The organism is Rubellimicrobium thermophilum DSM 16684, assembly GCF_000442315.1.
GTDB classification, from domain to species: Bacteria; Pseudomonadota; Alphaproteobacteria; order Rhodobacterales; family Rhodobacteraceae; genus Rubellimicrobium; species Rubellimicrobium thermophilum.
Genome location: NZ_KE557320.1, coordinates 440,800 through 463,148, shown reverse-complemented (window position 1 = coordinate 463,148; position 22,349 = coordinate 440,800). Strand labels below are relative to the sequence as shown.

Sequence of the window (22,349 nt, the reverse complement as noted above, 5' to 3'; positions counted from 1 at the left end):
CCTCCCCCCGATTGGGGGCGCCCCGCTCGGGCCTTGCTCAGGCGCTGTGGGGCCGGATCATCCGCACCAGGAGCCCGTCACGCAGCACGTAATGATGGAAAAGCGCCAGGGCCGCATGCGCCAGGGCCAGGACGAACAGCGCATTGCCGGCCAGTTCGTGAAGTTCGCCCAGGCTGTTCGCCCCCAGATACCAGACCAGCGCCCCGCCCAGCGGCACCGCCAGCATCAGCAGATAGAGAAGCAGATGCCCCCCCCTTGCCAGAAGGACCAGGGGCGAACCGGGCCGGCCGGGCGGCGGCCGGGGCCCCCTCGCGCCAGCGGACCGCGATCCGCAGCAGGACCAGGATCAGCACCGCCATGCCGATCCAGACATGAAGGGGGGTGCCGGGATCGGTCCCCTCCATCCGCATCTGCCGGAGGGCGCGTCCTGCAGCCTCGCCGGTGAACCAGTTGAAGAGGATCAGCCCCGCGATCGCCCAGTGAAGGGCAATCTGCCATGGGGAATAGCCGTGTCGTTGTCCGGTCATGTCCTGTTTTCCGCCTCCCTGGCGTCGTGAAAAGCCTGAACAGCGCTTGAACGGACAGGACGGGGGGCTTCCGTCGCGGCTGTCATGGCCTCGCGGAACCGTGATCGGGCGTCATCGGCCACAGGGGCCGGGAATGGTCCGGGATCGGGGGATGATCGCGTGACCGGGGCAGGCGGGAAAGGATCCGGGTCCTGCCCGTTCTCCTTTCCCCGCTCTGTGCAGAGCGCCGGCGGCAGGCTCTCAGTGGACCGTGACGGGCACCTTGTCGTGCTGACGCGCCAGGACGAAGGCCAGGTTGCGGTCGGCGACAAGGGCGAGCTGATGCCCCTCGATGTCATGGACGGCGAAAATCGTCTGGAGCCCGCCGGCCTGCATCCGGATGGGTTCGGGCAGCGAGGCCACGGAGACGGGTTTCACATAGACGATATCCGGCGACAGATCGCTGAGGGACGGTAGGCGGCGGCCGGTGGTATTGGCAGGACCGTTCACTTCACCCCACTCCTCTTGATGGGGACGGTCTGGACGACCGTCTCGGGCACGTGGCGGGTCAGATCGATATGGAGAAGGCCGTTCTCCATCACCGCTTCGCCCACATCGACGCCTTCGGCCAGCACAAAGGTCCGCTGGAACTGGCGCGATGCGATGCCGCGGTGCAGGAACACCCGCCCCTCCGGATCGTCGGACTGTCGCCCGCGGATGGTGAGCTGGCGATCCTCGAGGGTGATCGACAGATCCGCCTCGGTGAAGCCGGCCACGGCCAGCGTGATCCGGTAGGACCGATCCGAGGTCTGCTCGATGTTGTAGGGGGGGTATCCGTCGTTGCCGGATTTCGCGGCCCGCTCCACCAGGCGTTCGAGCTGCTCGAAGCCGAGGAGGAACGGCTGCGTCCCCAGGGTCAGCTTGGTCATGCGACACGTCCTTTCCACGAAAGCGACCGTCCGAGCGGACCCCGGAGATGGGCGCCCGCCACGCCGCAGATATGGGAGGCCCTGCGTGATCCCGCAAGGGCTTGGACCCTGCCGAGGGGCAGGATAGGATGGCCTCTACGGCGCGAGGGCGCCCGCAGGTAAGCCCGGCATGGACGACAACAGGATCAGCAGCCTCCCCCCTGGCACCACGATGGACGAGGCCGAGGTGCTGCGCGCGGAACTGGCCGTGCTCCGTCAGGCCCATCGCGAGCTTGATGAGGCGATCCGCGCGATGGAGGCGGCGCCGGGCCTGCCCGACATGCTCACCATCCGCCGCAAGAAGAAGGAAAAGCTGATCCTCAAGGACCGCATCCGCCTGATCGAGGACCGCCTCCTGCCGGACATCATCGCGTGAACGACCCTGCTCCCCCCTCTGCTCCCGCCCCTCTTGTCGGCATCGTGATGGGAAGCCAGTCCGACTGGCCCACCCTCAAGGAAGCCGCGCGCATCCTCTCGGATCTGGAGATTCCGCACGAATCGCGCATCGTTTCGGCTCACCGGACGCCGGATCGGCTCTGGTCCTATGGGCGCGAGGCGGCGGGGCGCGGGCTGAAGGTCATCATCGCCGGGGCGGGCGGGGCGGCGCATCTGCCCGGCATGATGGCCTCCAAGACCCCCCTACCCGTCATCGGCGTGCCGGTGGAGACGCGCGCGCTCGGCGGGCTCGATTCGCTCTATTCCATCGTCCAGATGCCGCGCGGCTTTCCGGTGGCGACCATGGCGATCGGCGGGGCCGGCGCAGCCAATGCGGGGCTGATGGCGGCCCAGATCCTGGCGCTGTCCGATCCGGCCCTGGCTGCGCGCCTGGCAGCCTGGAGGGAGGCGCTCTCCGCCTCGGTCCCGGAGGTGCCGCATGACTGACGCACCGCTTGCACCGGGTGCCTGGATCGGCATCCTCGGTGGGGGTCAGCTCGGGCGCATGCTGGCGATGGCTGCGGCCCGGCTCGGCTATCGCGTCCACATCTACGACCCGGACCCGCAGGCCCCTGCCGCCGATACGGCCGCACGCTTCACCTGCGCGCCCTGGACGGATGTGGCGGCGCTCTCGGATCTTGCGGCCTCGGTTGCCGTCGTGACCTACGAGTTCGAGAATGTTCCGCCGGCCTCGCTCGATGCCATCGAGGCGCTGGCCCCGATTCGCCCGAATCGCCGCGCGCTCGCCATCTCGCGCGATCGGCTGGAGGAGAAGACCTTCCTGCGCGGCCTGGGCCTGGCGACAGCGCCCTTCGCGGCCGTGGACGACATGGCCTCGCTTCGCGCCGCGCTGGAGGCGGTCGGCACGCCCGCGATCCTCAAGACCCGGACGCTGGGTTATGACGGCAAGGGGCAGATCCGCCTGACCTCGCCGGAGGAGGCGGCTGACGCCCTGGCCGCCCTGGGCGGGGTTCCGGCGATCCTCGAAGGCCATATCGCCTTCGACCGCGAGGTTTCGGTCATCGCGGCACGTGGGCTTGACGGATCGGTGGCCGCCTATGACCCCGGAGAGAACCTCCATGAAGGCGGCATTCTCCGCCGCACCACGGTTCCGGCGCGGCTGACCCCGGCCCAGCGCAGCGATGCGGTGCTGATCGCGGCGCGGATCCTCGAGGCGCTCGATCATGTCGGCGTGATGGGGGTGGAGCTGTTCGTCGCAGACAGGGGGGGGGCTTCTGGTCAACGAGATCGCCCCGCGCGTCCACAATTCGGGGCACTGGACCGAGCTGGGTTGCCGCATCGACCAGTTCGAACAGCATATCCGCGCCGTCGCCGGCCTGCCGCTGGGGGACGGACGCGCCATGCCGATGTGGAGATGGAGAATCTCATCGGCCCCGAAGGGATGGCCCGGATCCCTGCCCTGCTGCGCGAAGGGGCACGGATCCATCTCTACGGCAAGGCCGAGGCACGGGCAGGCCGCAAGATGGGCCATGCCAACCGCCTGCTGCGCAGCGACTGATGCCTTCGCCTCGGCTGGCTGTCCGCGCTGTCATCCTGCGCGAGGGGCGGCTTCTCCTCGTCAATGCCTACAGGGGGCGGACGGATCTGTGGTGCGCCCCTGGCGGGGGGGGTCGAGCTCCACCAGTCCCTGCCCGACGCCCTCGAACGGGAGCTGCGCGAGGAGACCGGGCTGCAGGTCCGTGTCGGCGCGCCCTGCCTGATCAACGAATTCCACGATCCCGACGGAGCGTTCCATCAGGTGGATGTCTATTTCCGCTGCACCCTTGTGGGGGATGAGCCGCCCGCCCCCTGGACCGACCCGGAAGGGATCGTCGCCCATCGTCTCTGGGTCACGCGCGAGGAGATGGCCGCTCTGCGCGTGAAGCCCGACAGCCTCGCCGCCGTGGCCTGGGGCGATCCGGGGGCGATCCTCTACGATCCGCTCGAGCCGATCCTGCGGTGAAAACCCGTCGCCTCCGGGGCGCGGCACGCTAGGATCACAGGCGCCACCGGAGAGGGAACGCGCATGTCCTGGTCCTACCCCGTCGCCCGTCTGCTGGGCAGCGAGATCCGCATCCATGTCACCTTCCTGCTGTTCCTCGTCTGGATCGGCGTGGCCCGCTACATCCAGGGCGGCGCTGCCGCGGCGGCCGAATCGCTGCTGCTGATCCTGGCGATCTTCGCCTGCGTCCTGGCCCATGAATTCGGCCATGCGCTGGCCGCGCGGCGCTATGGCATCCGGACGCCCGACATCACCCTGCTGCCGATCGGCGGGATCGCCCGGCTGGAACGGATGCCCGAGCGTCCCGCCGAAGAGATCATCGTCGCCCTTGCGGGGCCTGCGGTCAATGTCGTCATCGCGGCGGTCCTGTTCCTCATCCTCGGGGCGCGGTTCGATCCGGCCACGCTCAATGCGCTCGACAATCCGGGGGCAAGCCTGCTGGCCCAGATCGCGGCGCTCAACCTGTTCCTGGTCCTGTTCAACCTCATTCCCGCCTTCCCGATGGACGGGGGGCGGGTGCTGCGGGCGCTGCTGGCCATGCGGATGGAGCCGGCCCGCGCGACGGCCATCGCGGCGCGGGTGGGTCAGGCCCTGGCCTTTGGGCTGGGCTTTCTCGGGCTGCTCGGCAACCCGATGCTGATCTTCATCGCCATCTTCGTCTACATCGCCGCCACGGCCGAGGCCCAGGCGAGCAGCCTTGACGACATCGCCCGCCGTCTGGGCGTGCGGGATGCGATGATCACCCAGTTCGAGGCCCTGTCCCCCGCCGCCACCGTGGGCGATGCGGTCGAATGCCTGCTGCGCACGACCCAGCACGAATTCCCGGTGGTGGACGGGGCGGGGCGTCTTCGCGGGATCCTGACCCGCAACGCGATCATCGCCGCCCTCAGCCGCACGGGCATGGAGACGCCTGTCCTCGATGTCATGCACCGCGACGTGCCCGGCGTGCCGGCCTGGGGGCCGCTGGCGGCGGCTCTGGTCCATCTGCGACAGTCGCAGGCCCCGGCGGTTGCCGTCCTGGATGCCGAAGGCCGGCTGGCCGGCTACATCACGGCCGAGAATGTGGGAGAGCTGCTGATGGTCGCCCGTGCGGGCGGCGATACGGGCGGCGGGGCGGGAAGCCGCCCGGGCGGGCGCCGGGGGCCGCTTCGGCCGCGCTGATTCGCACCCCGCGCAGGGGAATTCGCGCAAGGTTAATACGCGTTAACGGCTAAGCCCCTGACGGGCCATGATGTTCCTGGGCGCCGCGCAACGCGCGGTGGTGGAGGGATTTGTTAACCCCTCGCGGCGATCCTGACCTCCGCATCAACCGGAGAGTCCCGCATGCCCGCAGCCATCCTCATGCCACACAGGAAAAGGGCGCCCCGAAGGGCGCCCTCCTGCGGTGCTGTCCTGGCCCGGGGCTCAGAAGTCGCCCATGCCGCCCATGCCGCCGGCCGGGGCCGAGGCCTTCTCTTCCTTGGGCTTGTCGGCGATCATCGCCTCGGTGGTGATGAGCAGACCGGCGACCGACGCCGCATCCTCGAGCGCGGTGCGAACGACCTTGGCCGGGTCGATCACGCCGAACTTGAACATGTCGCCGTATTCTTCGGTCTGGGCGTTGAAGCCGAAGCTCTTGTCGTCGGATTCGCGCACCTTGCCGGCGACCACGGCGCCATCGACGCCGGCATTCTCGGCGATCTGACGCAGCGGAGCCTCGAGGGCACGACGCACGATCTGGATACCGGCATCCTGATCGCTGTTGGCGCCCTTGACATCGGCCAGCACCTTGGCGGCCTGGACGAGGGCGACGCCGCCGCCGACCACGATGCCTTCCTGCACGGCGGCACGGGTGGCGTTCAGCGCGTCATCGACGCGGTCCTTGCGCTCCTTGACCTCGACTTCGGTCATGCCGCCCACGCGGATGACGGCCACGCCGCCCGCCAGCTTGGCGACCCGCTCCTGCAGCTTCTCGCGGTCGTAGTCCGAGGTGGTCTCCTCGATCTGGGCGCGGATCTGGGCGACGCGGGCCTCGATCTCCTTCTTGTCGCCGGCGCCGTCGATGATCGTGGTGTCATCCTTCTTGATGACGACCTTCTTGGCGCGGCCCAGCATGTCAAGCGTGACATTCTCGAGCTTCATGCCGAGGTCTTCGCTGATCACCTGACCGGCGGTCAGGATGGCGATGTCCTGCAGCATGGCCTTGCGGCGATCGCCGAAGCCGGGCGCCTTGACGGCCGCGACCTTCAGGCCGCCGCGCAGCTTGTTGACGACGAGCGTGGCGAGAGCCTCGCCCTCGACATCCTCGGCGATGATGAGCAGCGGCTTCTGCGACTGGATGACCGCCTCGAGCAGCGGCACCATCGGCTGGAGCGAGGAGAGCTTCTTCTCGTGGATGAGGATCAGGGGCTCCTCGAGCTCCGCCACCATCTTTTCGGCATTGGTGACGAAGTAGGGCGACAGGTAGCCGCGGTCGAACTGCATCCCCTCGACCACTTCGACTTCGGTCGCCATCCCCTTGTTCTCTTCGACGGTGATGACGCCTTCATTGCCGACCTTCTGCATCGCGTCGGCGATGAAGCGGCCGATCTCCTTCTCGCCATTGGCCGAGATGGTGCCGACCTGCGCGACCTCGTCGCTGTCCTTGACGGGGCGGGCGGCGGCCTTGATCTGCTCGATGACCTTGCTCACGGCCAGGTCGATGCCGCGCTTGAGGTCCATCGGGTTCATGCCGGCGGCGACGGCCTTCATGCCCTCGACGACGATGGCCTGGGCGAGCACGGTGGCCGTGGTGGTGCCGTCACCGGCCTCGTCATTGGTCCGCGAGGCCACCTCGCGCACCATCTGGGCGCCCATGTTCTCGAACTTGTCCTCGAGCTCGATCTCCTTGGCGACGGTGACGCCGTCCTTGGTGATCCGGGGGGGCGCCGAACGACTTGTCGATGACGACATTGCGGCCCTTCGGGCCCAGCGTCACCTTGACAGCATTGGCGAGCGTGTTGACGCCGCGCAGCATGCGCGAACGGGCGTCGGTATCGAACTTGACGTCCTTGGCGGCCATCTTTGGCTGTCTCCTAGGGTGTCAGGAAAAGGGGAACGGAAATCAGGCGGCCTTGGCGGCGGCGCCCGTGGTCTCGATGATGCCGAGGATGTCCGACTCCTTCATGATGAGGAGTTCCTCGCCATCGAGCGTCACCTCGGTTCCGGACCACTTGCCGAAAAGGATGCGGTCGCCGGGCTTGACGGAGGGGGCGATCAGCTCGCCCGAATCCTTGCGGGCACCCTCGCCGACAGCGATCACCTCACCTTCGGCGGGCTTCTCCTTGGCGGTGTCGGGGATGATCAGACCCCCCTTGGTCTTCTCTTCGCTCTGCACCCGGCGCACCAGCACCCGGTCGTGAAGCGGCTTGAACGAGGCCATGTCGAAGCTCCTGAACAGCGTTCGCTTGTCGAATCTCTGGACCTGTTAGCACTCCCACCCGGTGAGTGCCAACGGCGGCGAGTTAGGGATCCCGACCCGGACTGTCAAGGGGCCGTCCCCGGCCGGCCATGGCCGGGTCCGCCGCGGACATGCAGGTCCCCCTCATCATGCCGCCTTGGCTGCAGGGGCTCCGGCCCCCTCCGCCGCCGGAGCGGCAGGCCTGTCGCGATCGTCGCCATCCTGTCTTCGGCGAATGGCTCGCAGCCCCGGAAGGCCGCTTCCGAGCCGCCGCGGCGGGGGCGGGATCGCGCGGCGCGTGGACAAGCGCGCCGCAGGGGGCTAGGACGCGCGCGATCACGGAGGATCGCCCATGACCACGCTCGTCTTCGGCCACAAGTCGCCGGACACCGACTCGACCTGCTCCGCCATCATCTGGGCCTGGTTCCTGTCGCATCACGAACCCGGCGCCGCCGAGCCGCGCCTGCTGGGCACCCCCAATACCGAGGCCCAGTTCGTCCTGAAGCGCTGGGGCTTCGAGATGCCTCCCATCATCGAGGATGTGACCGAAGGCCAGCCGGTGGTCATCGTGGACACCAACAACCCGGCCGAGCTGCCGGCCTCGATCAACAAGGCGGATATCCGGGCGATCATCGACCATCACAAGCTTGTCCCCGGGCTCGAGACCAGGGGGCCGATCGAGGTGACCATCCGCCCCGTCGCCTGCACCGCGACGCTGATGTGGCAACTGATGGGCGGACATGGCGGCCATGCCCCCGACGGCATCAAGGGGCTTGCCCTGTCCTGCATCCTGTCGGACACGCTCGAGTTCCGCTCGCCCACGACGACGCCGATCGACCGGCAGGTGGCCGAGCATCTGGCGGCGGAACTGGGGGTGGACATCCCCTCCTATGCGGCAGAGATGTTCGCCGCCAAGTCGGATGTCTCGCGCTTCTCCGCGGCCGAGCTGCTGCGCATGGATTCCAAGGAATACACCGTGGACGGCATCGATTTCCGCGTCTCGGTGCTGGAGACGACCTCGCCGCAGACGATCCTGGCCCGCAAGGACGAGCTGATGGCGGCGATGCCCGTGGTGGCGGCCGAAGACGGCGCGCAGCAGGTGCTCCTCTTCATCGTGGACATCCTGCGGGAGGAGGCGACCCTGCTTGTCCCCAACGAGCTGACGCGGCGGGTCTGCGCGGCCTCCTTCGGGGTGACGCCCAGCTCGGACACGGTTGTCCTGCCGGGGATCATGTCGCGCAAGAAGCAGATCATCCCGGCGCTCCGGGCCGCATGACCGAGATCGTCGCCCGTCTTGCCGATATCGCGGACCGCTATGATGCGGCCTTCGTGGACCTGTGGGGCTGTGTCCATGACGGCCTGCAGGCCTTTCCGGCCGCTGTGGCAGCGCTGCGTGACTTTCGCGCGGGGGGGCGGCGACGGGTCGTTCTGGTCACCAATGCGCCCCGGCCGCGCGCCAGCGTCGAGGCCCAGATCGCCCGGCTGGGCGTTCCACGGGAGGCCTGGGATGCCGTGGCCACCTCCGGGGATGCCGCGCGCGTCGCGCTCTATCAGGGGGCGGTCGGCCGGCGGATCTGGTTCATGGGCGAAGAGCGCGACCGGGTGTTCCTCGAACCCCCGCGGATCGTCGCCGATCCCGTCCCGGTGGAGGCCGTCCCCCTCGAAGAGGCTGAAGGGATCGTCTGCTGCGGTCCCTTCGATCCGCATGCGGATCCGGCGGTGAACCGGCCGCAGTTCCTGCTGGCCAAGCAGCGCGGGCTGAAGCTGCTCTGCGCCAACCCGGACATCGTGGTGGACCGCGGCGAGCGGCGGGAATGGTGCGCCGGGGCCCTGGCCCCGGCTCTATGAGGAGATGGGCGGCGAGAGCCTGTATTTCGGCAAGCCCCACCCGCCGATCTATGATCTGGCCCGCCGTCGCCTGGCCGCCTTGGGCGATCTGCCGCCCGATGACCGGATCCTCGCCATCGGCGACGGAATCGGCACGGATATCGCAGGTGCCATCGGCGAGGGACTTGACTGCCTGTTCGTCACCGGCGGTCTGGCCGCGCAGGAGACGGCAACCCCGCGCGGCGGACAACCGGATCCGGCGCGTCTGGCGGCCTATGTCGGGGCGCAGGGGCTGTCTCCGACCTTTGCCATCGGTTTCCTGCGCTGACGCCTCGGCTTGCAGGCATGGTCGGGGGGGAGTAACAGCCAGCCATGCGCATCATCCGCGATCTGACCGCCCCCCCCGATGCGCGCGGCGCCTCGGCCGGAATCGGCAATTTCGACGGCGTCCATCTGGGGCATCGGGCAGTCCTCGATCTGGCACGGCGCGATGGCGTTCCCCTCGCTGTCGTCACCTTCGAGCCGCATCCCCGCCAGTTCTTCGCGCCGGAGGCCCCTCCCTTCCGGCTGATGAATGCCCAGGCCCGTGCGCATCGCTTCGAGCGTCTCGGCGTGGATATCCTTTATGAGCTTCCCTTCGATGCCGCGCTTGCCGCGCTGACGCCGGAGGCCTTCGTGGCCGACGTCCTGGTCGGAGGGCTGGGCCTGTCCCATGCCGTCGTGGGAGAGGACTTCCGCTTCGGCCGCGGCCGCGCGGGCGATGCCGCAACACTGGTTCGCCTCGGCCAGGCCGCCGGCCTTGCCGTCACGGTGGCGCCGCTGCGAGGAATCGAGGGGGCCGAGATCTCCTCCACAGCCATCCGTCTTGCCCTGTCCGAAGGCCGGCCCCGCGATGCCGCCCGGATGCTGGGACATTGGCACCGGATCGAGGGACCCGTCCTGCATGGCGAGAAGCGCGGACGAACCCTTGGCTATCCCACGGCGAATCTGTCGCTCGAGGGTCTTCATCTCCCCCGCTTCGGAGTCTATGCCACCCTTGTGGACATTCTCGACGGTCCCCATCAGGGCCATCATGGCGGTGTCGCCTCGCTGGGGGTGCGGCCGATGTTCGGCGGCTCGGTTCCGAATCTCGAGGTCTTCCTCTTCGACTTCGCGGGCGATCTCTACGGCGCAACCCTGTCTGTCGCGCTGGTGGAGTGGCTTCGGCCCGAGATGACCTTCTCCAGCCTTGCCGATCTGATCACCCAGATGGACGCGGATTCGGCCCGCGCCCGCGCGGTGCTGGCGGCCCATGGCTGACATGCGGCCCCGCTTCTGGGAGATGCCCCTGGCGGCGCTGAACCGGGACGAATGGGAGGCGCTCTGCGATGGCTGCGGGAAATGCTGCCTCAACAAGCTCGAGGACGAGGAGACCGGCGAGGTGGCGCTGACGCGCGTGGCCTGTCGCCTGCTCGACTGCGCCAGCGCCCGCTGCTCCTCCTATGCGGACCGGCACGACCATGTGCCCGAATGCATCCTGCTGACACCGACCTCGATCCCGCGGCATCTCTACTGGCTTCCCGCGACCTGTGCCTATCGCCTGCGTCATCTGGGCCATCCCCTGCCGGACTGGCATCCGCTGCTCACCGGCGATCCGGAAAGCCCGCACCGGGCGGGGGCCGGGGTGCGGGGCCTTGCCATCCCGGAAACCGAGGTTCCGGAGGACGAATGGGAAGACCACATCATCGAAGAGCCCATCCCATGAGCCCCCCCCTGTGCAGCATGGCCTATCCGCCATCACGGCATGCGACAGGGCCCGCCGCTTTCTGGAGATAACCCGCAGCCCATGCTAGGGCCGCGCCACGCACTGCCCCGCGAAGGAATTGCCATGCCAGCCCTGTCCGAGCCGAAACTCATCGCCGGCAATGCCAACATCCCCCTTGCCCGCGCCATTGCCCGACGGATGTCGCTGCATCGGGGCGTGGCCGTGGATCTGGTGAACGCTCGTGTCGAGCGCTTCAACGATCAGGAAATCTTTGTCGAGGTCTTCGAGAATGTCCGCGGCGAGGACATGTTCATCATCCAGCCGACCTCGAACCCAGCCAATGACACGCTGATGGAGCTGCTGATCATCACGGATGCCCTGCGCCGCTCCTCAGCCCAGCGGATCACGGCCGTCATTCCCTATTTCGGCTATGCCCGGCAGGACCGCCGCGCCAAGGCGCGCACCCCGATCAGCGCCAAGCTGGTGGCCAATCTGCTGACGACCGCAGGGGTGGACCGCATCCTGACGCTGGACCTGCATGCCGCACAGATCCAGGGCTTCTTCGACATTCCGGTGGACAATCTCTATGCTGCGCCGGTCTTCGCACTCGACATCCTGCATCATTTCGACGGGCGGCTCGAAGACATGACCGTCGTCTCGCCGGATGTCGGGGGCGTGGCGCGGGCACGGGAACTGGCCCAACGGATCGGCTGCGGGCTGGCTATTGTGGACAAGCGCCGGGCCCGGCCGGGAGAGGTCGCCGAAATGACGGTGATCGGCGATGTCCGTGATCAGATCTGCATCATCGTGGACGACATCGTGGATACCGCCGGCACCCTCTGCAAGGCCGCCGAGGTGCTGTGCGAAGCCGGCGCCCGCGAGGTTCATGCCTATATCACCCATGGGGTCCTGTCCGGTCCGGCTGTCGGGCGCATCCGGGAATCGCGGATGAAGTCGCTCGTCATCACCGATTCGATCGAACAGACCGACAGGGTGCGCGAGGCCGGCAACATCCGCATCGTTCCGACCGCGCCGATGTTCGCGCAGGCGATCCTCAACATCTGGCACGGGACGTCGGTCTCGTCCCTGTTCGAGGCCGACAGCCTCGCACCGATCTATGAGGGGATGTACACGAGACGCTGAGCCCGTTTCCCGCCTCGATCCGGCGCCCGAAACAGAAAGGCCCCGGCATGCCGGGGCCTTTCCGCATTGCAAAGGGTATGCCCTCCTCAGGGCGCCGGCGCGCGCGAGGCCCCGGCGCCGATCCCGATGCGGTCGCCAACGGCGACCATGTCGGCCAGAAGACGGGCGGCGTCATCCACCGGACCGTCACGGTCGGCAATGTTCTGGGCGGCGGTCAGCGCAGTCCGCGCCTCCTCCACCCAGCGCGCATGCACATCGGCCGTCACTTCGGCCCGCGGCAGGGCCTGTTCGGCCAGGACGGACACGCCGGTCGCGGTGACCTCGGCAAAGCCGCCGGTCACCACGAATTCCTCGGTTCCTGCTGCATGGACAACCCGGATCAGACCGGGGCGCAGCGTGGTGATGACGGGCGCATGGCCCGGCATCGCCGTCAGATCGCCGTCCGCACCCGGCAGCAGGACCTCGCGCGCATCGAGGGCGGCAAGACGCCGCTCGGGGCTCACAAGATCGAAGCGGAAACCCTCTGCCATGTCAGGCCGCCGCCGCCATGCGTTCGGCCTTGGCCACGGCATCCTTGATGCCGCCGACCATGTAGAAGGCCGCCTCGGGCAGGTGGTCGTATTCGCCGTTCACCACGGCCTTGAAGGAGGCGATCGTCTCCTCCAGCGGGACCTGCACCCCGGGCGAGCCGGTAAAGACCTGCGCCACGTCGAAGGGCTGGGAGAGGAAGCGTTGGATCTTGCGCGCACGGGCGACCGTCAGCTTGTCCTCTTCCGACAGCTCGTCCATCCCGAGGATGGCGATGATGTCCTGAAGCGACTTGTAGCGCTGGAGGATCCCCTGCACGGCGCGGGCCGTCTCGTAATGCTCCTTGCCCACGATCTGCGGATCGAGGATCCGCGAGGTCGAATCGAGCGGGTCCACCGCCGGATAGATCCCCAGTTCCGAAATGGCCCGCGAAAGCACCGTCGTCGCATCGAGATGCGCGAAGGAGGTGGCCGGCGCGGGGTCGGTCAGGTCGTCCGCGGGCACATAGATCGCCTGCACCGAGGTGATCGAGCCGCGCTTGGTCGAGGTGATCCGCTCCTGCAGCGCACCCATGTCGGTGGCCAGGGTCGGCTGATAGCCCACCGCCGAAGGGATGCGGCCCAGAAGGGCCGACACCTCCGAACCCGCCTGGGTGAAGCGGAAGATGTTGTCCACGAAGAACAGCACATCCGTGCCCGAGGCATCGCGGAACTGCTCGGCCAGCGTCAGCCCGGTCAGTGCCACGCGCGCGCGGGCCCCCGGCGGTTCGTTCATCTGGCCATAGACCAGCGCCACCTTGGACTTCTCGAGATCGTCCATGTTGATGACGCCGGACTCGATGAATTCGTGATAGAGGTCATTCCCTTCGCGGGTCCGCTCGCCGACGCCGGCAAAGACCGAGAAGCCCGAATGCACCTTGGCGATGTTGTTGATCAGCTCCTGGATGAGCACCGTCTTGCCCACCCCGGCGCCGCCGAACAGGCCGATCTTCCCGCCCTTGGAATAGGGAGCGAGAAGGTCGATGACCTTGATCCCGGTGACGAGGATCTCCGACTCCGTGGACTGATCCACGAAGGCCGGGGCCTCGGCATGGATGGGACGGTATTCGGTAGCGGCGATGGGACCCTTCTCGTCCACGGGCTCGCCGACGACATTGAGGATCCGCCCCAGAGTCGCCGGCCCCACGGGAACCGAGATCGGCCCGCCCGTGTCGCGCACGGCCGCGCCGCGCACCAGACCCTCGGTCGCATCCATGGCGATGCAGCGCACGGTGTTCTCGCCCAGATGCTGGGCAACCTCGAGCACCAGCCGGCGACCATTGTTGTCGGTCTCCAGCGCATTGAGAATCGGAGGCAGATGCCCATCGAACTGCACGTCCACCACGGCACCGATCACCTGAGTGATCTTGCCGCTGCTCGCTCCGGTTTGGCCTGCATCGAGTGCCATGGATGTCTCCTACGGGTCTGGCGGGGTCGGACCCCGGATGTTCGTGAGGCCGCCGGTCGGCCGGCCAAGAGAGCGCAGGCCTAGACGGCCTCCGCCCCCGAGATGATCTCGATCAGTTCCTTGGTGATCGCAGCCTGACGGCTGCGGTTGTACTGGATCGTCAGGCGGTCGATCATGTCCCCCGCGTTCCGCGTCGCGTTGTCCATGGCCGTCATCCGCGCCCCCTGCTCGGAGGCTGCGTTTTCCAGAAGCGCCGCAAAGATCTGCGTCGCCACCCCACGTGGAAGCAGCTCGCTCAGGATGGCCTCTTCGGAGGGCTCGTAGTCATAGAGCGCCGAGGGCGCTGCCTCGTCGAAGGTCGCCGGGATGATCTGGCGCGCCGTCGGCACCTGCGAGATGACCGACTGGAAGCGGTTGTAGAAGATCGTCGCCACGTCGAACTCGCCCGCATCGAAGCGGGCAATGATGTCGCGTGCGATCCGCTGCGCAAGGGGATAGCTCATGCGGCGCTCGGCAGAGAGGTCCACATGGCCCACGAAGAGCTGGCCGAGATCCCGTTTCAGGATGTCGCGGCCCTTCTTGCCGACGGTCAGGATCTTCACCGTCCGGCCTTCGCCGATCAGGCGCTGCGCCTCGGTCCGCGCAAGGCGGGCGATCGAGGAGTTGAAGGCCCCGGCAAGGCCGCGCTCCGAGGTCATCACGACCAGAAGGTGAACCTGGTTGCGCCCTGTCCCCCGCAGCAGGGCCGGCGCCGTCTCCGAACCGGCAGAGGCGGAGGCCAGCCCCGCCAGCACGGCATTGAAACGCTCGGCATAGGGACGGGCCGCCTCGGCCGCGTCCTGGGCGCGGCGGAGCTTGGCCGCCGCCACCATCTGCATCGCCTTGGTGATCTTCCGGGTGGATTTCACCGAGGCGATGCGGTTCTTCAGATCCTTCAGACTGGGCATCGCCCCGGCATCTCCCTCAGCTCAGACCCGTAATCAGGCGAAATCGCGCGCGAACTCGTCGATCGCACCGCGCAGGATCTCCTCGGCCTCGCCGGCAATCTTGGGATCCTCGCGGGTGATGAAGTCCAGCACGTCACGACGCTTGGTGCGCAGATGGTTGAGAAGGCCTGCCTCGAAGCGGCCGACTTCCGACACGGGCAGCTTGTCGAGATAGCCCTTGGTACCCGCATAGATGACCGCCACGATCTCCGCATTGGTCAGCGGCGAATACTGCGGCTGCTTCATCAGCTCGGTCAGACGGGCACCGCGGTTCAGCAGCGCCTGCGTCGCGGCATCCAGATCCGAGCCGAACTGCGCGAAGGCTGCCATCTCACGATACTGGGCCAGCTCCAGCTTCACCGGACCGGCAACCGACTTCATCGCCCGGGTCTGGGCCGAGGAGCCCACCCGCGACACCGAAAGACCCGTGTTCACCGCGGGGCGAATCCCCTGGAAGAACAGCTCCGATTCCAGGAAGATCTGCCCGTCGGTGATCGAGATCACATTGGTCGGGATATAGGCCGAGATGTCGCCGGCCTGCGTCTCGACGATGGGCAGCGCGGTCAGCGAACCCGAGCCATGATCCTTGTTCAGCTTGGCCGAGCGCTCCAGCAGACGGGAATGCAGATAGAACACGTCGCCCGGATAGGCCTCGCGCCCCGGCGGACGGCGCAGCAGCAGCGACATCTGACGATAGGCCACGGCCTGCTTGGACAGGTCGTCGTAGATGATCACCGCATGACGGCCGTTGTCGCGGAAGTATTCGGCCATCGCCGTCGCGGCATAGGGCGCCAGGAACTGCATCGGCGCGGGGTCCGAGGCCGTCGCAGCAACGACGATGGTATAGGCGAAGGCACCCGATTCCTCGAGCCGGCGGACGAACTGCGCCACGGTCGAGCGCTTCTGGCCCACGGCGCAGTAGACGCAGTAGAGCTTCTTGCTCTCGTCGTCGCCGGCCGCGTCATTGTAGGATTTCTGGTTGAGGATCGTGTCGAGCGCGATCGCGGTCTTGCCGGTCTGCCGGTCGCCGATGATCAGCTCGCGCTGGCCGCGGCCGATGGGGATCATGGCGTCCACGGCCTTCAGACCCGTTGCCATCGGTTCATGCACCGAACGGCGGGGAATGATGCCGGGGGCCTTCACATCGGCGATGCGGCGCTCGGCGGCCTCGATCGGCCCCTTGCCGTCGAGCGGCTGGCCGAGCGCATCCACCACGCGGCCGAGCAGGGCATCCCCCGCCGGCACGGACACGATGGACTGCGTGCGCTTGACGATGTCGCCTTCCTTGATGTCCCGGTCCGAACCGAAGATCACGCAGCCGACGTTGTCGGTCTCCAGATTGAGCGCCATCCCCATGATGCCGCCCGGAAACTCGACCATCTCGCCCGCCTGGACGTTGTCGAGACCATAGACACGGGCGATCCCGTCGCCGACGGACAGCACGCGGCCAACCTCGGCGACCTCGGCCTCTTGGCCGAAGTTGCGGATCTGGTTGCGGAGGATCGCCGAGATCTCGGCAGCCTGGATCGCCATCTTAACCGACCTCTTTCATCATGTTCTGGATCTGGCCGAGCTTTGCGCGGATCGAGGTGTCGATCATGCGCGAGCCCAGCCGGACGACGAGACCGCCGATCAGCGATCCGTCCACCCGCGTCTGGAGTTTCACGGAACGGCCCGCCCTGGCCGAAAGCTCGTCGGCAAGGCGCCTTTCCTGTTCGGCCGTGAGGGGCCGGGCCGAGATCACCTCTGCCGCGACCTCGCCGCGCGCCTCGGCGATCAGCCCCCGCAGAGCTGCAAGAAGATGCGGCAGGATGAACAGGCGGCGCTTTGCAGCCAGAAGCCCCAGCGTGTTCCGCATGATGGCGGACAGACCCATCCTGTCGGCCAGCGCATCGAGCGCACGCCCCTGCTCCTCGCGCGAATAGAGCGGCGAGGCGATGAGCGCGCGCAGATCGGCGCTTTCGGCAAGGGCCCCCTCGAGCAGGCCGAGATCCTGCTCCACGGCGGCGAGCATGTCCTCCTCGCGGGCGAGGTCGAAGACGGCCCGGGCGTAACGCGACGCAATGCCGGTCGAGATCGATGCTGGTTCGGACACGTCCACCCTTCCGTTGTCATGCTCCCCATGGCACGCCTGCGGACCCGTCATGCGACAGGCCGCCCGCCCGGAGATACCCCTGGCGGAGGCGTTCGCTCGCGGCGGCGTGTAGCAGAGCGATCAGACCCCCGCAACCGGCTTGCGCAGTGTTCCGCATCCGTCCTGCGGATCGCGCGCCCGGATCGCGGGAAGCGCCCGGAAGGAGTGCACCGCCCCCTTGCCGCAGGAAGGGGCACGGCATCCGGCAAGCGGATCCGCCGATCGGCAACCGCACTGCCGCGGGTCGGCAGGGCAAGCTGCTTCGAGGCCTCCACCACGAGAACCCCGCCTGCCGCAAAGAGCGGAAGATGACGGCCTGCCTGCTCCATCAACCCGCTCAGGCGACGCCAGAAGCGATGGGTGGACGGCGGTTGGTAGAGCGTAGACAGCGCCCTCTCCACCTGGAAGCGGTGACGGCGCAGCGCCGCCTCGAACTGGCGGAGGGTATAGGGCTGCCCATATCCGAAGGGCGTGGCATCGCTGCGGGACCACAGCCCCGCCCGGTTCGGGACGACGAAGATCGCCCGCCCCCCCGGGCCAAGAACCCGCCAGCATTCGTCAAGCAGCGGGTCGGGGTGATCGCTCGTCTCGATGCCATGCACGACAAGAAGACGATCCACGAATCCCGTCGAGAGCGGCCACAGCGTCTCCTCGCACAGAAGGGCCACATTCGGCGCCGATGACGGCCAGGGCATGACCCCCTGCGGCCCCGGCATCAGCGCGATCACCCGGCGGGCCCCCGTCAGAAAGGGCCGCAGAAAGGGCACGGCAAAGCCGTAGCCGGCAACGGTCTGACCCTTGGCCTCGGGCCAGAGCGATTCGATCTCGCCGCGGATCACACGCTGGACCGCCCGGCCAAGCGGGTTGCGGTAATAGAAGTCTCGCAGATCGTGCACGTCCGGGTGCATGGAACCTTCCGCATTGCGGCTGCCGTCGCGCGGCGGCAGGATCGGACAGACAGTAGGACAGAAGAAGGCTTCTCCGCCATGCCCGCAGACCGCGCATCCCTGACGCTCGTCACCGTCCCGTGCCTGCAGGACAACTATGCCTTCCTGCTGCATGATCCTGCCACGGGCGAGACGGCCCTTGTCGATGCGCCGGAAGCCGGGCCCATCCGGGCCGAACTCGACCGGCGGGGCTGGAGGCTGGGCACGATCCTCATCACCCATCACCATGACGACCACATCCAGGGCGTCGCGGCCTTGCGCGACGGCGCCCGCGTGATCGGGAATGCCGCCGATGCCCATCGCCTGCCGCCGCTCGACCTGGCTGTCACGCCGGGACAGACCCTGCAGATCTGCGGTGAGGAGGTGGAGGTCCTCGACACGCCGGGGCATACGGTGGGCCACATCTCCTATCATTTCCCGCGTTCTGCCCTGGCCTTCACGGCGGACACGCTCATGGCGCTGGGATGCGGCCGCCTGTTCGAGGGAACCGCCGAGCAGATGTGGGCCTCCCTGCTGCGGCTCCGATCGCTTCCGCCGCACACCCTCATCTGCTCGGGCCATGAATACACCCAGTCCAATGCCCGCTTCGCCCTGACCGTGGATCCGGACAATTCCGCGCTGCAGCAGCGGGCCGAAGCCGTCCGCCAGGCGCGCGAACGCGGTCAGCCCACCGTCCCTTCGCGCCTGTCGGAGGAACTGGCGACCAATCCCTTCCTGCGCGCCGACCTTCCCGGGATGAAGGCCCGGATGGGCATGGAAGGCGCCACGGATGCCGCCGTCTTCGCGGCCATCCGGGCTGCGAAGGACCGGTTCTGACCCCCCCGGGTCCCGAGGGGTCAGGGGGCGGCGGTTCGGGGGGCGGGCAGCGCGGCCCGGCCACTCGGCACGGACTGCGCCGCCCGGATCGGGGCCCGTGCCGTCGCATCCGGGACAGGCGGGATCCTCCGCGAACCGCCAGCAGTCCCGCCCGGCAGCCTTGGCCGCATAGACGGCCCGATCCGCCAGCGACAGGGCCTGATCCAGGCTCCGACCCGAGCCCACCCAGACCCCGATGCTCACGGTCATGGACAGGCGCTGATCCCGAAAGGTCATCGTGGTGGAGCGGATCCCTTCGCAGATCACCTCGGCGGCCAGGCGGGCCCCCGCAGCGGTGACCCCGGTCAGCAGCACGATGAATTCCTCGCCGCCCAGACGGGCGATGAGGGGCGCCTCTTCACCTGCCCGCGCAAGGGAATCGCAGATCCGGCCCGCCAGATGGGCCAGCGCGGCATCACCCGTCTCGTGCCCGTGGCGGTCGTTGATGTCCTTGAAGCGATCGGCGTCGATCATCAGGATCGCATAGAGAGGCGCCTCGGGCCCGCCGGGGGCGTATCGCAGGCGGGCTGCCGCCTCCTCGAAGAAGGCACGGCGGTTGGCCAGCCCGGTCAGGGGATCGGTCAGCGCAGCCTGCCGCAGCCTTTCGCACAGACTGTCCAGCCTGACCGCCATATGCACAAGCGGACCGAGGATGATCGGCGCCAGGATGAGGCACATGACAGCGCAGATCGCCATGGCCTGCCCCACCCCGGCCCGCTCGAGCCCGACCAGCCGGAAGAGGATGCCCGTCAGCCCCGATGCCAGCAGGATGACCAGCAGGGTCAGCGCGAATGTCTGGATCGCGACTCGCTGTTTCATCTTCAGCCCATCCGGATCTGTCCGATCGATCCGGCATAGCCGAAAGGCCTTAAGGATCCCCTTACGCCGGCCCCGCTGTCACCTTGTTGTCAAGGCCGGAGGTCGTGAACGGATCCATACAATTTTGCGCTTGAAGCGGCGCGTCAAACACCGATCTTTAATCCCGAGAGGCCCATGATGGGGCCGGGCCCCGAACTTCCTTCCGGCCCCTCGACCAGAGGAGCACGCCAAGTGCCGTCTTTCTCGCCGACCCTCGAGAAGTGCATCCACGCCGCGCTGGCGCTGGCCAACGCGAAGCGTCATGAACTTGCCACCCTCGAACATCTCCTTCTCGCCCTCATCGACGAGCCCGACGCCGCGCGCGTCATGCGTGCCTGTGCCGTCGATCTGGCCGAGTTGCGCAAGAACCTCGAGGAATTCATCGATGAGGATCTTTCCACCCTCGTCACCGATGTGGAAGGGTCCGAGGCGGTGCCCACCGCCGCCTTCCAGCGTGTCATCCAGCGCGCCGCGATCCATGTCCAGTCCTCCGGCCGGACAGAGGTGACCGGCGCGAATGTGCTTGTCGCCATCTTTGCCGAGCGGGATTCGAATGCCGCCTACTTCCTGCAGGAGCAGGACATGACGCGCTATGATGCGGTGAACTTCATCGCCCATGGCGTCGCCAAGGACCCGGCCTATGGCGAAAGCCGCCCCGTGACAGGCACCGGCCCCTCCCGCCAGGACGAGCGGGACAAGGCCGAACCCGCCGAGGACAAGGACTCGGCGCTGGCCAAGTATTGCGTCGATCTCAACCAGAAATCCCGCAAGGGCGATGTCGATCCGCTGATCGGCCGCGAGGAGGAGGTGGAGCGCTGCATCCAGGTTCTCTGCCGGCGGCGCAAGAACAACCCGCTTCTGGTGGGCGATCCCGGCGTGGGCAAGACGGCCATCGCCGAAGGCCTTGCGCGGAAGATCGTCCAGGGCGAGGTTCCGGAGGTCCTGGCAAAGGCCACGATCTTCTCCCTCGACATGGGCGCGCTGCTGGCCGGCACCCGCTATCGGGGCGACTTCGAGGAACGGCTCAAGGCCGTGGTTTCCGAGCTCGAGCAGCATCCCGACGCCGTCCTGTTCATCGACGAGATCCATACCGTGATCGGGGCGGGCGCGACCTCGGGCGGGGCGATGGATGCCTCGAATCTGCTCAAGCCGGCGCTGCAGGGCGGCAAGCTGCGCTGCATGGGCTCCACCACCTACAAGGAGTTCCGCCAGCATTTCGAGAAGGACCGCGCCCTTTCGCGCCGGTTCCAGAAGATCGACGTGAACGAACCCTCCGTCGAGGACAGCGTGAAGATCCTGCGGGGCCTCAAGCCCTATTTCGAGGAACATCACGGTGTCCGCTATACCAACGACGCGATCCGCACTGCTGTGGAGCTGTCCGCGCGCTACATCAACGACCGCAAGCTGCCCGACAAGGCCATCGACGTCATCGACGAAGCGGGGGCGGCCCAGCATCTGCTGCCCGATTCGCGCCGCAAGCGGACCATCGGCACCAAGGAGATCGAGGCTGTCGTCGCCAAGATCGCCCGCATCCCCCCCAAGAACGTCTCCAAGGACGATGCGGAGGTGCTGCGCGATCTCGAAGCCTCGCTCAAGCGGGTCGTGTTCGGCCAGGATCCGGCCATCGAGGCGCTTGCCTCGGCCATCAAGCTCGCCCGGGCGGGGCTTCGTGAACCCGAGAAACCGATCGGCAACTACCTGTTCGCAGGGCCGACCGGCGTCGGCAAGACCGAGGTCGCCAGGCAGCTCGCCAACGTCCTCGGGGTAGAAATGCTGCGCTTCGACATGTCGGAATACATGGAGAAGCACGCCGTCTCGCGCCTGATCGGCGCGCCGCCGGGCTATGTCGGCTTCGATCAGGGCGGTCTGCTGACCGACGGCGTGGACCAGCATCCCTACTGCGTCCTCCTTCTCGACGAGATCGAGAAGGCGCATCCGGATGTCTACAACATCCTCCTGCAGGTGATGGATCACGGCAAGCTGACCGACCATAACGGCCGTCAGGTGGACTTCCGGAATGTCATTCTGATCATGACGTCAAACGCCGGTGCCGCCGAACAGGCCAAGGCCGCCATCGGCTTTGGCCGTGACCGCCGCGAGGGTGAGGATACCGCCGCCATCGAGCGGATCTTCACCCCCGAATTCCGTAACCGGCTCGATGCCATCATCTCCTTCGCCCCCCTGTCGAAGGAGGTCATTCATCAGGTCGTCGAGAAGTTCGTCCTCCAGCTCGAGGCGCAACTGATGGACCGCGGCGTCCATATCGAACTCTCGCCCGAGGCTGCTGCCTGGCTTGGCGAAAAGGGCTATGACGACCGGATGGGCGCGCGTCCCCTGGGACGGGTCATCCAGGAGAACCTCAAGAAGCCCCTGGCCGAGGAGCTCCTGTTCGGACGGCTCCAGAAGGGCGGTGTGGTCCGTGTCGGGGTCAAGGACGACCGTCTGCATCTGCAGTACGAGACCCCGGGCACGCCGCGCCTGACCCGGGCAAAGCCGCCCCTGCTGACCGCAGACTGACCCGAAGCCGGAGGCGTTTTGCCCCTCTCCCGCCG

The 22,349-nt window shown here is 67.6% G+C and carries 17 protein-coding genes and 7 pseudogenes; 12 read left to right on the top strand and 12 right to left on the bottom strand.

Translation table 11 applies throughout. The features are described from left to right. Positions 1–37: 37 nt before the first annotated feature. The 3 genes and pseudogenes from RUTHE_RS18795 to RUTHE_RS03260 form a co-directional block, all read right to left on the bottom strand. A pseudogene (locus RUTHE_RS18795) lies at positions 38–527 on the bottom strand (cytochrome b/b6 domain-containing protein). 240 nt (positions 528–767) lie between these two features. Then, a complete protein-coding gene (locus tag RUTHE_RS03265) occupies positions 768–1,016 on the bottom strand; it encodes a DUF1150 family protein (RefSeq protein ID WP_021096842.1) in 249 nt (82 codons plus the stop codon). Beyond that, positions 1,013–1,435: an Hsp20 family protein gene (locus RUTHE_RS03260; RefSeq protein ID WP_021096841.1), complete on the bottom strand. Its 423-nt coding sequence runs from the start codon at positions 1,433–1,435 to the stop codon at positions 1,013–1,015. The genes RUTHE_RS03265 and RUTHE_RS03260 overlap by 4 nt, the downstream gene beginning before the upstream one ends. A 169-nt stretch (positions 1,436–1,604) precedes the next feature. Here RUTHE_RS03260 and RUTHE_RS03255 point away from each other — a divergent pair, with 169 nt between their 5' ends. From RUTHE_RS03255 to RUTHE_RS03235, 5 genes and pseudogenes are all read left to right on the top strand, one after another. Further along, the gene (locus RUTHE_RS03255; protein WP_021096840.1) at positions 1,605–1,850 is read left to right on the top strand and encodes a YdcH family protein; all 246 of its coding nucleotides are present in this window, start codon (positions 1,605–1,607) and stop codon (positions 1,848–1,850) included. Between the two features lie 47 nt (positions 1,851–1,897). Then, positions 1,898–2,356 carry a 5-(carboxyamino)imidazole ribonucleotide mutase gene (gene purE / locus RUTHE_RS03250; RefSeq protein WP_040645207.1) on the top strand — a complete coding sequence of 153 codons (459 nt, stop codon included), beginning with the start codon at positions 1,898–1,900 and terminating at the stop codon, positions 2,354–2,356. Further along, positions 2,349–3,428, top strand: a pseudogene (locus RUTHE_RS03245) (5-(carboxyamino)imidazole ribonucleotide synthase). Before purE ends, RUTHE_RS03245 begins: the two are co-directional and overlap by 8 nt. Continuing rightward, positions 3,428–3,872, top strand: a pseudogene (locus RUTHE_RS03240) (NUDIX domain-containing protein). Before RUTHE_RS03245 ends, RUTHE_RS03240 begins: the two co-directional pseudogenes overlap by 1 nt. A 63-nt stretch (positions 3,873–3,935) precedes the next feature. Next, positions 3,936–5,072: a site-2 protease family protein gene (locus RUTHE_RS03235; protein WP_021096836.1), complete on the top strand. Its 1,137-nt coding sequence runs from the start codon at positions 3,936–3,938 to the stop codon at positions 5,070–5,072. A 243-nt stretch (positions 5,073–5,315) separates the two neighbouring features. Here RUTHE_RS03235 and groL read toward each other — a convergent pair. Beyond that, positions 5,316–6,951, bottom strand: a pseudogene (groL, locus tag RUTHE_RS03230) (chaperonin GroEL). 42 nt (positions 6,952–6,993) lie between these two features. Further along, positions 6,994–7,311 (bottom strand): co-chaperone GroES, encoded by a 318-nt coding sequence (gene groES, locus RUTHE_RS03225; RefSeq protein ID WP_021096834.1) that lies wholly within the window; start codon positions 7,309–7,311, stop codon positions 6,994–6,996. Positions 7,312–7,681: 370 nt separating this feature from the next. Between groES and RUTHE_RS03220 the strand changes: the two genes are divergently transcribed. From RUTHE_RS03220 to RUTHE_RS03200, 5 genes and pseudogenes are all read left to right on the top strand, one after another. Continuing rightward, the gene (locus tag RUTHE_RS03220) at positions 7,682–8,605 is read left to right on the top strand and encodes a manganese-dependent inorganic pyrophosphatase (RefSeq protein ID WP_021096833.1); all 924 of its coding nucleotides are present in this window, start codon (positions 7,682–7,684) and stop codon (positions 8,603–8,605) included. Then, positions 8,602–9,484 (top strand): annotated as a pseudogene (locus tag RUTHE_RS03215) (TIGR01459 family HAD-type hydrolase). The gene RUTHE_RS03220 and the pseudogene RUTHE_RS03215 overlap by 4 nt, the downstream one beginning before the upstream one ends. Before the next feature lie 44 nt (positions 9,485–9,528). After that, positions 9,529–10,455, top strand: coding sequence for a bifunctional riboflavin kinase/FAD synthetase (locus tag RUTHE_RS03210; RefSeq protein WP_021096830.1), 927 nt, complete (start codon positions 9,529–9,531; stop codon positions 10,453–10,455). After that, positions 10,448–10,900, top strand: a complete 453-nt coding sequence (locus tag RUTHE_RS03205; protein WP_040644963.1) for a YcgN family cysteine cluster protein — start codon at positions 10,448–10,450, stop codon at positions 10,898–10,900. The genes RUTHE_RS03210 and RUTHE_RS03205 overlap by 8 nt, the downstream gene beginning before the upstream one ends. 123 nt (positions 10,901–11,023) lie before the next feature. Next, positions 11,024–12,043, top strand: a complete 1,020-nt coding sequence (locus RUTHE_RS03200) for a ribose-phosphate pyrophosphokinase (RefSeq protein ID WP_021096828.1) — start codon at positions 11,024–11,026, stop codon at positions 12,041–12,043. An 86-nt stretch (positions 12,044–12,129) separates the two neighbouring features. Here the strand turns inward: RUTHE_RS03200 and RUTHE_RS03195 are convergent, their stop codons facing one another. The 6 genes and pseudogenes from RUTHE_RS03195 to RUTHE_RS03170 all read right to left on the bottom strand — a co-directional run. Then, positions 12,130–12,573, bottom strand: a complete 444-nt coding sequence (locus tag RUTHE_RS03195) for a F0F1 ATP synthase subunit epsilon (protein ID WP_021096827.1) — start codon at positions 12,571–12,573, stop codon at positions 12,130–12,132. A gap of 1 nt (position 12,574) precedes the next feature. After that, entirely contained in the window at positions 12,575–14,017 is a 1,443-nt protein-coding gene (gene atpD, locus RUTHE_RS03190) for a F0F1 ATP synthase subunit beta (RefSeq protein WP_021096826.1), read from the bottom strand. 80 nt (positions 14,018–14,097) lie between these two features. After that, positions 14,098–14,964, bottom strand: a complete 867-nt coding sequence (locus RUTHE_RS03185; RefSeq protein ID WP_021096825.1) for a F0F1 ATP synthase subunit gamma — start codon at positions 14,962–14,964, stop codon at positions 14,098–14,100. Between the two features lie 33 nt (positions 14,965–14,997). After that, positions 14,998–16,536 carry a F0F1 ATP synthase subunit alpha gene (atpA, locus tag RUTHE_RS03180; RefSeq protein ID WP_021096824.1) on the bottom strand — a complete coding sequence of 513 codons (1,539 nt, stop codon included), beginning with the start codon at positions 16,534–16,536 and terminating at the stop codon, positions 14,998–15,000. 1 nt (position 16,537) lies between these two features. Beyond that, the gene (locus tag RUTHE_RS03175; RefSeq protein WP_040645205.1) at positions 16,538–17,098 is read right to left on the bottom strand and encodes a F0F1 ATP synthase subunit delta; all 561 of its coding nucleotides are present in this window, start codon (positions 17,096–17,098) and stop codon (positions 16,538–16,540) included. Positions 17,099–17,310: 212 nt separating this feature from the next. Then, a pseudogene (locus tag RUTHE_RS03170) lies at positions 17,311–18,045 on the bottom strand (methyltransferase domain-containing protein); the annotation flags it as partial. 78 nt (positions 18,046–18,123) lie between these two features. Here RUTHE_RS03170 and gloB point away from each other — a divergent pair. Beyond that, a complete protein-coding gene (gene gloB, locus RUTHE_RS15870) occupies positions 18,124–18,900 on the top strand; it encodes a hydroxyacylglutathione hydrolase (protein ID WP_084465027.1) in 777 nt (258 codons plus the stop codon). 198 nt (positions 18,901–19,098) lie between these two features. On the opposite strand, the pseudogene RUTHE_RS18555 reads toward gloB, so the two are convergent. Continuing rightward, positions 19,099–19,572: pseudogene (locus RUTHE_RS18555) on the bottom strand (GGDEF domain-containing protein); the annotation flags it as partial. Positions 19,573–19,989: 417 nt separating this feature from the next. Between RUTHE_RS18555 and clpA the strand changes: the two are divergent. Beyond that, positions 19,990–22,314, top strand: a complete 2,325-nt coding sequence (gene clpA, locus RUTHE_RS03165) for an ATP-dependent Clp protease ATP-binding subunit ClpA (protein ID WP_021096821.1) — start codon at positions 19,990–19,992, stop codon at positions 22,312–22,314. Positions 22,315–22,349: the final 35 nt, after the last annotated feature.

Bases quoted from the DNA above. Each gene is read 5' to 3' on its own strand.
- RUTHE_RS03260 (WP_021096841.1), bottom strand. From the start codon at position 1,435: ATGACCAAGCTGACCCTGGGGACGCAGCCGTTCCTCCTCGGCTTCGAG.
- RUTHE_RS03255 (WP_021096840.1), top strand. From the start codon at position 1,605: ATGGACGACAACAGGATCAGCAGCCTCCCCCCTGGCACCACGATGGAC.
- purE (WP_040645207.1), top strand. From the start codon at position 1,898: ATGGGAAGCCAGTCCGACTGGCCCACCCTCAAGGAAGCCGCGCGCATC.
- RUTHE_RS03235 (WP_021096836.1), top strand. From the start codon at position 3,936: ATGTCCTGGTCCTACCCCGTCGCCCGTCTGCTGGGCAGCGAGATCCGC.
- groES (WP_021096834.1), bottom strand. From the start codon at position 7,311: ATGGCCTCGTTCAAGCCGCTTCACGACCGGGTGCTGGTGCGCCGGGTG.
- RUTHE_RS03220 (WP_021096833.1), top strand. From the start codon at position 7,682: ATGACCACGCTCGTCTTCGGCCACAAGTCGCCGGACACCGACTCGACC.
- RUTHE_RS03210 (WP_021096830.1), top strand. From the start codon at position 9,529: ATGCGCATCATCCGCGATCTGACCGCCCCCCCCGATGCGCGCGGCGCC.
- RUTHE_RS03205 (WP_040644963.1), top strand. From the start codon at position 10,448: ATGGCTGACATGCGGCCCCGCTTCTGGGAGATGCCCCTGGCGGCGCTG.
- RUTHE_RS03200 (WP_021096828.1), top strand. From the start codon at position 11,024: ATGCCAGCCCTGTCCGAGCCGAAACTCATCGCCGGCAATGCCAACATC.
- RUTHE_RS03195 (WP_021096827.1), bottom strand. From the start codon at position 12,573: ATGGCAGAGGGTTTCCGCTTCGATCTTGTGAGCCCCGAGCGGCGTCTT.
- atpD (WP_021096826.1), bottom strand. From the start codon at position 14,017: ATGGCACTCGATGCAGGCCAAACCGGAGCGAGCAGCGGCAAGATCACT.
- RUTHE_RS03185 (WP_021096825.1), bottom strand. From the start codon at position 14,964: ATGCCCAGTCTGAAGGATCTGAAGAACCGCATCGCCTCGGTGAAATCC.
- atpA (WP_021096824.1), bottom strand. From the start codon at position 16,536: ATGGCGATCCAGGCTGCCGAGATCTCGGCGATCCTCCGCAACCAGATC.
- gloB (WP_084465027.1), top strand. From the start codon at position 18,124: ATGCCCGCAGACCGCGCATCCCTGACGCTCGTCACCGTCCCGTGCCTG.